General features: G+C 72.7%; 1 protein-coding gene. It reads left to right on the top strand.

What is annotated here, in order from left to right:
* Nucleotides 1-388, top strand: a 388-nt coding sequence (flgA, locus tag AC1DN0_RS41755; protein WP_477146706.1) for a flagellar basal body P-ring formation chaperone FlgA, incomplete at both ends; no start/stop codon positions are given.

The following is a 388-nucleotide window of genomic DNA, read 5'->3' as shown; positions in this document are numbered from 1 at the left end:
ACCCTGGATTCCGCGCTGCGCCTGCCGGCCTGCGGCCAGGGCTTGCGTGCCCAGCCCACCGGCACCAGTACCGTGGAAGTCAGCTGCCCGGATGCCGGCGGCTGGCGCCTGTTCGTTCCGGTCAAGGTGTGCCGCAACCAGACCGTACTCATCCTCAACCGGGGCATCAGCGCTGGAGAAACGCTGGCCGCCGCCGATATCACCACTGCCCAGCGTGACGTGGCCCGTATCGCCGGCGCCGCGCTGGCCGATCCGGCCGCCGCGGTCGGGCGGGTGGCCCGGCGTACACTCAGTGCCGGCAGCCTGCTCTCGGCCAACGACCTGGTCGCCCAGCGCCTGGTGCGCCGTGGCGACAACGTGGCGCTGGTGTCGCGGTTGGGGGGCGTGG

It is taken from the genome of Cupriavidus sp. 05N39 (assembly GCF_056397325.1).
This window is presented reverse-complemented; position numbering and strand designations above follow the sequence as displayed.